Annotated in this window: 8 protein-coding genes and 1 pseudogene; 2 read left to right on the forward strand and 7 right to left on the reverse strand. The window is 72.7% G+C overall.

Annotated elements, in window-relative coordinates; translation table 11 throughout:
- Positions 1 to 200: pseudogene (locus tag ABD378_RS37950) on the reverse strand (hypothetical protein); the annotation flags it as partial.
- 428 nt (positions 201 to 628) lie between these two features.
- The gene (gene recN / locus ABD378_RS37955) at positions 629 to 2,356 is read right to left on the reverse strand and encodes a DNA repair protein RecN (RefSeq protein WP_344528901.1); all 1,728 of its coding nucleotides are present in this window, start codon (positions 2,354 to 2,356) and stop codon (positions 629 to 631) included.
- Positions 2,357 to 2,564: 208 nt separating this feature from the next.
- Here recN and ABD378_RS37960 point away from each other — a divergent pair, with 208 nt between their 5' ends.
- Positions 2,565 to 3,914, forward strand: a complete 1,350-nt coding sequence (locus ABD378_RS37960) for an FtsX-like permease family protein (protein ID WP_344528872.1) — start codon at positions 2,565 to 2,567, stop codon at positions 3,912 to 3,914.
- Positions 3,915 to 3,956: 42 nt separating this feature from the next.
- Here ABD378_RS37960 and ABD378_RS37965 read toward each other — a convergent pair whose 3' ends face one another.
- From ABD378_RS37965 to ABD378_RS37975, 3 genes are read right to left on the reverse strand one after another with little or no spacing between them, the layout of a single operon-like run.
- On the reverse strand, positions 3,957 to 4,862 hold the full coding sequence (locus tag ABD378_RS37965) for an NAD kinase (RefSeq protein WP_344528874.1): 906 nt from the start codon (positions 4,860 to 4,862) through the stop codon (positions 3,957 to 3,959).
- A gap of 11 nt (positions 4,863 to 4,873) precedes the next feature.
- Positions 4,874 to 5,689 carry a TlyA family RNA methyltransferase gene (locus ABD378_RS37970; RefSeq protein WP_344528876.1) on the reverse strand — a complete coding sequence of 272 codons (816 nt, stop codon included), beginning with the start codon at positions 5,687 to 5,689 and terminating at the stop codon, positions 4,874 to 4,876.
- Positions 5,690 to 5,696: 7 nt separating this feature from the next.
- Positions 5,697 to 6,026, reverse strand: a complete 330-nt coding sequence (locus ABD378_RS37975; protein WP_344528878.1) for a hypothetical protein — start codon at positions 6,024 to 6,026, stop codon at positions 5,697 to 5,699.
- Between the two features lie 42 nt (positions 6,027 to 6,068).
- Here ABD378_RS37975 and ABD378_RS37980 point away from each other — a divergent pair, with 42 nt between their 5' ends.
- On the forward strand, positions 6,069 to 6,416 hold the full coding sequence (locus ABD378_RS37980) for an alkyl sulfatase C-terminal domain-containing protein (RefSeq protein WP_344528880.1): 348 nt from the start codon (positions 6,069 to 6,071) through the stop codon (positions 6,414 to 6,416).
- On the opposite strand, the gene ABD378_RS37985 is transcribed toward ABD378_RS37980, so the two are convergent.
- Positions 6,400 to 7,281, reverse strand: a complete 882-nt coding sequence (locus tag ABD378_RS37985; protein WP_344528882.1) for an ABC transporter ATP-binding protein — start codon at positions 7,279 to 7,281, stop codon at positions 6,400 to 6,402. The two genes, ABD378_RS37980 and ABD378_RS37985, sit on opposite strands and share 17 nt — an antisense overlap.
- Before the next feature lie 14 nt (positions 7,282 to 7,295).
- On the reverse strand, positions 7,296 to 7,546 hold a 251-nt coding region (locus ABD378_RS37990; protein WP_344528884.1), incomplete at its 5' end, for an iron chelate uptake ABC transporter family permease subunit.

A 7,546-nucleotide genomic window follows, 5' to 3' on the forward strand; every position in this document is an offset into this window, starting at 1 on the left:
AGCGCCACGGCTGCGGCCGCCGCACCGAGGGCGGCGGCGGGCCCGGCGTACAACTCCACTGCCCGCCCCGCATAGTTCTTCCGCTGCCAGCGGTCGGGCCCGCCGGGTGCGCGTGAACGCAGCGCGGTGGTGGCCGCGCGGGTGACGGCGGCTGAGGCGAGGAGGGCGGTGAGCCGCCGGGCGGGCTTACGGTCGATCATGCGAGCCAGCCTACTTTCGGCCCGCCCGGGCTCACTCACAGCCCGCCCGAACCCGCTTCAAGAACGGACGGGATCCCCTTCAACCCGCCCGATCCCGCCTTCAGACCGGCCGACCCCGCCTCCAGACCGGGCCGATCCCGCCTTCAGACCGGCCGGTCCCGCCTTCAGACCAGACCGGCTCACCCTTCAACCCGCCCGATCCCGCCCTCAGACCGGCCGGTCCCGCCCTCAGACCGTCCGATCCCGCCCTCAGACCGGACCGGCTCACCCTTCAACCCGGCCGCTCCCGCCTTCAACCCGCCCGATCCCGCCTCCAGACCGGCCGATCCCGCCCTCAGCCCGTTCAGCCCGTCCGGCGTTTGAGGACGAACTCGGCGAAGCCGGTGACCGGCGGTACGCAGCGAGCCCGCTCAAGGCGCCCCCGCCCGCTACCCGTCCCCCCGAGCCGTCGCCAGCAACTCCTCCGCATGCGCCCGAGCGGTCTCCGAGTCCTCCTGACCGGCCAGCATCCGCGACAACTCCCGCACCCGGTCCTCCCCTTCGAGCACGAGAACCCCGGACCGCGTCACGGACCCGTCGTTCGTCTTCTCCACAAGGAGCTGCCGGTCGGCGAACGCCGCCACCTGGGGCAGGTGCGTCACGACCACGACCTGCGCGGACTTGGCGAGCCTGGCGAGCCTGCGGCCGATCTCGACCGCGGCCTTGCCGCCGACACCGGCGTCGACCTCGTCGAAGAGATACGTCGGAACGGGGTCCGTGCCCGCGAAGACGACCTCGACGGCGAGCATCACGCGCGACAGCTCACCGCCGGACGCGCCCTTGGCGATCGGCCGGGGCGGGGCGCCCGGATGCGGTGCCAGGAGGAGTTCCACCTCGTCGACACCCGCCGGGCCGTACGCGACCAGGCGCCCGTCGACCGGCACACCGTCCGCGCCGTCCGGCACCTCCGTACTGGTGATGTCGATCGTCACGCGCGCGTGCGGCATCGCAAGCGAGGCAAGCTCTTCGGTGACGGCCGCCGCGAACCGCGACGCCGCCTCCTGACGCGCGTCGGTCAACGCCTGCGCGAGCCCCGCGAGTTCACCACGGAGCGCGTCCCGCTCGGCGGTCAGCTCGTCGAGACGGTCGTCGTCGCCCTCGAGTTCGGTGAGCCGCGCGGCACCCTCCTCTGCCCAGGCGAGCACGGAATCGATGTCGGAGCCGTACTTCCGGGTCAGCTGGGTGAGCGCGGCCCGCCGCTCCTCCACCGCCGCGAGGCGCAGGGGATCGGCGTCGAGGTCGTCGGCGTATCCCGCGAGCTCCCCCGCGACATCGCCGAGGAGGATCCCGATCTCGCCGATCCGCTCGGCGAGGGCGGCCAGGGCGGGGTCGTGGGAACGCACCGCATCGAGGGCCCTGTGGGCGCCCGCCACCAGCGTCGTGGCGTCGACGCCCTCCGGGTCCTCGGGGTTGCCCGCGAGCGCGGCGTGCGCAGACGTGGCGGCGGAGGCCAGGGCCTCCGCGTGGCCGAGCCGCTCGGCCTCGGCGGCCAGTTCGGTGTCCTCGCCCGCCCGCGGCTCGACGCCCGCGACCTCGTCGAGGCCGAAGCGCAGCAGATCGGCCTCCTGGGCCCGTTCACGCGCACGCGTGGTGATCTCGTCGACCTCGGTCGTCACGGCCCGCAGCCTGCGGTACGCCGCCGTGTACTTGGCCAGCGGCACGGTGACCGCGTCGCCCGCGTACCGGTCGAGCGCCCCGCGCTGCCGGGCCGGTTTGAGCAGGCCCTGCTGGTCCGTCTGACCGTGCACCGCGACGAGGTCGTCGGCGAGCTCGGACAGCAGACCCACCGGGACCGACCGCCCGCCGAGATGCGCGCGGGATCTCCCCTCCGCCGAGACGGTACGGCTGATCAGCAGCGCCCCGTCGTCGAGTTCGGCCCCCGCCTCCTCCGCGCGCACGGCGGCCGAGGCGCCCGCGGGCACAGTGATCCGCCCCTCCACCACCGCCGCCTTGGCGCCGATCCGCACCAAAGCGGGATCCGCGCGTCCGCCGAGCAGCAGGCCAAGGCTGGTGACCACCATCGTCTTGCCCGCACCGGTCTCGCCCGTCACGGCGGTGAACCCCGGCGACAGCTCGACCACCGCGTCGTCGATGACTCCGAGCGACCGTATCCGCATCTCCTCCAACACGGACACGACCTTACGAGGTCATGGGCCAGGTGTGCGACGGCACCTGGTCTCCTTCCACCTTCCTTCCACGAAGACGCAGGTGGCAAAGGCGGACCGAACGGACGCCGTCACTCGCAGGAGGGTGGGGATTACCCCACCATGATCTTCCTGCCAGCCTCCTGGTGCGCGGGTGCCCCAGCGCCCCAAGCTGATCACTATGGGAACGGGACTTTCACAGGCGGCGCTGCGCGCGCACCGCCCGGCATTCGTGGGCACGGCGGTGGCCGCGCTGTTCGCGGCGACCGTGGTGAGCGCCTCGACGATGATGCTCGCCGCGACGGGCACGGACGGGCTCTCCGCGCGGGCACGCGAGCAGATCACCGAGAACGGCGTCGGTGACATGGCCGTCGTCCTGTTGATCGGTTCCATCTACATGTCGATATTCGTCGTCGCGTCGACGATGGGCACGGCCGTCACGCAGCAGCACCGCGAGCTGGCCATGGTGCGCTCCATCGGCGCCAGGCCCCGCCAGATCCGCCGCGCGGTGGCCGTCCAGGCCCTGACCGCGTCGATACCGGCGGCGCTCGCCGGCTTCGTCCTCGGCGGCTTCGCCGCGCGGTGGTGGCACGCGGGCATGGTCTCGCACGGACTGCTCCCCGCCGAGGTGGACTTCCGGTTCAGCTGGGTCGCCCTGCCGGTGTGCCTGGGCGTGGCCGTGGTGACGACGACGCTCGCCGCGGTCCTCTCGGCGCTGCGGTTCTCGCTCCTTCGCCCGGCCCGCGCCCTGAGCGAGGCGGCGACGGGGCGACGGGGGCTCGGCCTGCTGCGGGCGCCGCTCGGCCTCATCGCTGTCGCGGGGGCGTGCGTGGTCTCGGTGCTCCTGTCGAAGCAGCCCGCGGACGAGGCGGGTGAGGGGGCGTTCCTCGTCCTGATCCTCTTCTGCGTCGGCGCGGGGCTGCTCGGCCCGCGGATCATCGGGCCCGCGGCCTGGCTGGTCTCCGCGCTGGTGGGCCGGTTCGGCAGCAGTGCGCGCCTGGCGATGCTCAACGTCCGCTCGCAGCCCCGCCGTTTCTCCGCGGCGGTCGTGCCGCTCGTCCTGGTCGTGGGCTTCGGCCTGACCAAGATCGGCATGCACACGACGGCGGAGCACTACACGGGCTCCGCGGGGAGCACGGGCGAGGTCTGGCTCGACTATGTGGGCACGGGGCTGTACGCGGGCTTCGCCGCCATCGCCGCGGCGAACACCCTCGCCATGATCTCCTTCGAGCGCCGCCGTGATGTCGCCCTGCTGCGGGTCGTGGGCAGCCAGCGGGCCCAGGTGCGGGCGATGGCGGCCTGGGAGGCCGTGGTCGTCGCGGGGACGGCGCTCCTGCTCGGCGCCGCCATCGCGCTCGGCACGCTGGCCCCCATCCTCAGCACGGCCTTCGGCTCGTCGCTCCCCCACCTGCCGTGGGGCGTGCCGACGGGGATCGCGGCGGGCACCCTGCTCCTCACACTGCTGGCCACGGGCCTGCCGGTGGCGTCGGTGATGCGGCGCCGCGCGATATCCGTGGTCAGCACGGCCTAGCGGCGGCGCCCGGCGCAACGCGAGGGTGCCTGGCGCGTACGGCTAGTGAGGCGCCCCGCGCCACCCCGAGACCGGCAGCGCGAACTTGGCCACGAGGCGGTCCGTGAACGACGCGTGGTGCAGCCGTGCGAGCCGCACCGGCACCTCGCCCCTGCGCACCTCGACCCGGGCCCCCGGCGGCAGTTCCACGGTCCGCCGGCCGTCGCACCACAGCACCCCGTGCGACGTGTGCTGCTGGACCTCGACGGCGAGCACGGAGTCCGGCGAGGTCACCAGGGGCTTGGCGAACAGGGCGTGGGCGCTGATCGGCACCATCAGGAGCGCCTCCACCTCCGGCCACACCACGGGCCCGCCCGCGGAGAAGGCGTACGCGGTGGAGCCGGTCGGCGTCGCGCACACGATGCCGTCGCAGCCGAAGCCGGTGACCGGGCGCCCGTCGATCTCCAGGACGACCTCGAGCATCAACTCGGCCGACATCTTCTGCACGGCGGCTTCGTTGAGCGCCCAGTCGCGGTGCACGACGTCGCCGTTGCTGCGCACGACGACGTCGATGGTCATCCGCTCCTCGACCTCGTACGCCCTCGTCACCACCCGGTCGACGACCTTGTCGAGGTCGTCGCGCTCGGCCTCGGCGAGGAAGCCGACACGGCCCAGATTCACGCCGAGCATCGGCACGCCGGAGGCGCGGGCGAACTCGGCGCCGCGCAGCAGCGTGCCGTCGCCGCCGAGCACGACGAGCAGTTCACAGCCGTCGAGGCACTGGGGAGTGGCCTCCTTCACCGTGCCGACCTCGGGCGGCAGCGGCAGATCGGCCGCCTCAGCCTCGAGGACCCGTACGCCGATGCCGCTGCGCAGCAGCCCCTGGACGACGAGTTCGGCACTGCGGATGGCGGCCGGCCGTCCGGTGTGCGCGAGCAGGAAAACAGTACGAGCTCGGGTCTGGGTCACTCGGGTCTGGGTCAACGGGGCCCCTCCGCCACGGCACGGTCAACGTCCGCCGGGTCGAGTTCGGGCGCCCCGGCACGCAGCCACAGAAAGTACTCGACATTTCCGGAAGGTCCGGGCAGCGGGCTCGCGGTCACGCCACGTACACCGAGCCCGAGCCCCCACGCCTGGCGCGCCACACCGCGTACGGCGTCGGCCCGCAGTTCCGCGCTGCGCACCACACCGCCGCTGCCCAGACGTTCCTTGCCGACCTCGAACTGCGGCTTGACCATGAGGACCAGGTCGGCGTCCGGGGCGGCGCAGCGCACGAGAGCGGGAAGGACCAGGCCGAGCGGGATGAACGAGAGGTCGCCGACGACCAGGTCGACGGGGGTGCCGTCGATGGCCTCCAGCGTCAACTCACGTACGTTCGTACGGTCCTTGACGGTGACCCGGTCGTCGCTCTGCAGCGACCAGGCGAGCTGGCCGTACCCGACGTCCACGGCGACGACGCCCGAGGCGCCCGCCCGCAGCAGCACATCGGTGAAGCCGCCGGTGGACGCGCCCGCGTCGAGCGCGCGCCGCCCCTCGACGACCAGGCCCTGCGGCACGAACGCGGCGAACGCGCCCGCCAGCTTGTGGCCGCCGCGCGAGACGTAGTCGGGGTCGCTGTCGTCGGTCGCGACCACGATGGCGGCGGCGGTCTCCACCTGCGTCGCGGGCTTCGTCGCGGTGTTCTTGTCGACGGTCACCCGCCCTGCGGCGATCAGCTGGCTGGCGTGCTCGCGCGAGCGCGCCAGCTTGCGGCGGACCAGTTCGGCGTCGAGGCGGCGGCGTGCCACTCCTGCCACGTTCTGTTCAGCTCCTGTTGTACGGGGGTGAGTGCTGGGACGAAGGCGCGGGCGTCCCCATGGGTGAGGGCACCGGCGGCCCGGGGCGTGCGTCGAGCGCGGTCAGCGCGTCACGCAGTCCCCGGTGTACATCCTCGTACACCTCGATGTGGCCGTCCGTGGCGAGGTGGTCGGCGTCGCCGAGACGCCGGAGCAGGCTGTCCACCTCCGCGTCACCGGTGGGGACACGCTCCACCCCGAGGGGCGCGGGCCCGACGGGGTCGTACGTCTCCGCCTCCGCCTCCGCGGCCTCGGGCTCCACCGGCTCAGGCTCGGGGCCCGGCATCGAGTCGCTCATGCCCAGACGCTACCTCGAAGCGCTGCGGTACCGTCGATCACGATGGCGACGATCGAAGAGTGCCGCACGGCGCTGGACAGACTCTCGGACAACCTTGCGGGCGCCGAAGGCGGCGTACGCAGCGCCGCCGCGCTCAACCGCTCGCTGAGCTGCCGCATCACCGATCTTGACGTGACCTTCACGGGCCGCCTCGAGAACGGCCGGATCACGGTGCTCGACACGCATCCCGGCCCCCCTCGCGAGAAGGCCGAGATCCGCCTCACCATGTCCGGCGACGATCTCGTGGCGATGGTCGACGGCGAGCTGAACTTCGCGAAGGCCTGGGCCTCCGGCCGGGTCAAGCTGGAGGCGGGCCTGCGCGACCTGCTCCGCCTCAGGTCGCTGCTTTAGCCCCGGCTTCGGCAGTCGCCTTCGGCTTCGTCCGTCCCCGTCGCGCCGCGGGCACCACCAGCGGCGTCCCCGACTCCGGGTCGTCGATGATCTGGCAGTCCATCCCGAAGGTGTCCCGCACCAGCTCCGTCGTGACGATGTCGGACGGCGCGCCCTCGGCGACGACCTGGCCGTCGCGCAGGGCGATGAGGTGGGTGGCGTACCGGGCCGCGTGGTTGAGGTCGTGCAGGACGGCGACGAGCGTGCGGCCCTGCTCCTCGTGGAGGTCGGCGCACAGGTCGAGCACGTCGATCTGGTGCTGGATGTCGAGGAACGTCGTCGGCTCGTCCAGGAGAAGCAGCGGGGTCTGCTGGGCGAGCGCCATCGCGATCCAGACGCGCTGGCGCTGACCGCCCGAGAGTTCGTCGACATAGCGATCAGCCAGTTCGGCGACACCGGTCGACGCCATCGACTCGCCCACGATCCGCTCGTCCTCCGCCGACCACTGGCGAAGGAGCCCCTGGTGGGGATAGCGCCCGCGCGCCACCAGGTCGCCCACCGTGATGCCGTCGGGCGCGATGGACGACTGCGGGAGCAAGCCGAGCGTCCGCGCCACCTTCTTCGCGGGCAGCGACTGGATGACGTTGCCGTCGAGCAGGACACGGCCCGCGGATGGCTTGAGCATCCGGGACAGGGCGCGCAGCAGGGTGGACTTGCCGCAGGCGTTCGGGCCGACGATCACCGTGAAGGAGTTGTCGGGTATCTCGACGGACAACTTCTCGGCGATGACGCGCTGGTCGTAGCCGAGGGTCACGTCGTCCGCGATGAGCCGGTTCACTGCGGCACGCTCCTGCCTGTCGGTGCTCTCAGAGGTATTCGTGTTCATGGCCGTGCGCGCCTTCATATCCGCCCCGCCTTGCGCTCGATGACGAGGAGCCACAGCAGGTAGATCCCGCCGAGCACGCCCGTGACCACGCCGACGGGCAGCTGATCGGCGCCGAAGGCCCGCTGCGACGCCCAGTCCGCGACGATGAGCAGGGTGGCGCCCATGAACATCGCGGGCATGAGGTTCGGCCCCGGCGAGCGCGTGAGCCGCCTGGCCAGTTGCGGCGCGGTGAGCGCGACGAAGCTGACGGGGCCGGCCGCCGCGG

Source organism: Streptomyces rectiviolaceus, from assembly GCF_039533825.1.
Lineage (GTDB): Bacteria > Actinomycetota > Actinomycetes > Streptomycetales > Streptomycetaceae > Streptomyces > Streptomyces rectiviolaceus.

Coding starts and splice junctions, on each gene's coding strand:
- recN (WP_344528901.1), bottom strand. CDS start 2,356: ATGCGGATACGGTCGCTCGGAGTCATCGACGACGCGGTGGTCGAGCTG.
- ABD378_RS37960 (WP_344528872.1), top strand. CDS start 2,565: ATGGGAACGGGACTTTCACAGGCGGCGCTGCGCGCGCACCGCCCGGCA.
- ABD378_RS37975 (WP_344528878.1), bottom strand. CDS start 6,026: ATGAGCGACTCGATGCCGGGCCCCGAGCCTGAGCCGGTGGAGCCCGAG.
- ABD378_RS37980 (WP_344528880.1), top strand. CDS start 6,069: ATGGCGACGATCGAAGAGTGCCGCACGGCGCTGGACAGACTCTCGGAC.
- ABD378_RS37985 (WP_344528882.1), bottom strand. CDS start 7,281: ATGAACACGAATACCTCTGAGAGCACCGACAGGCAGGAGCGTGCCGCA.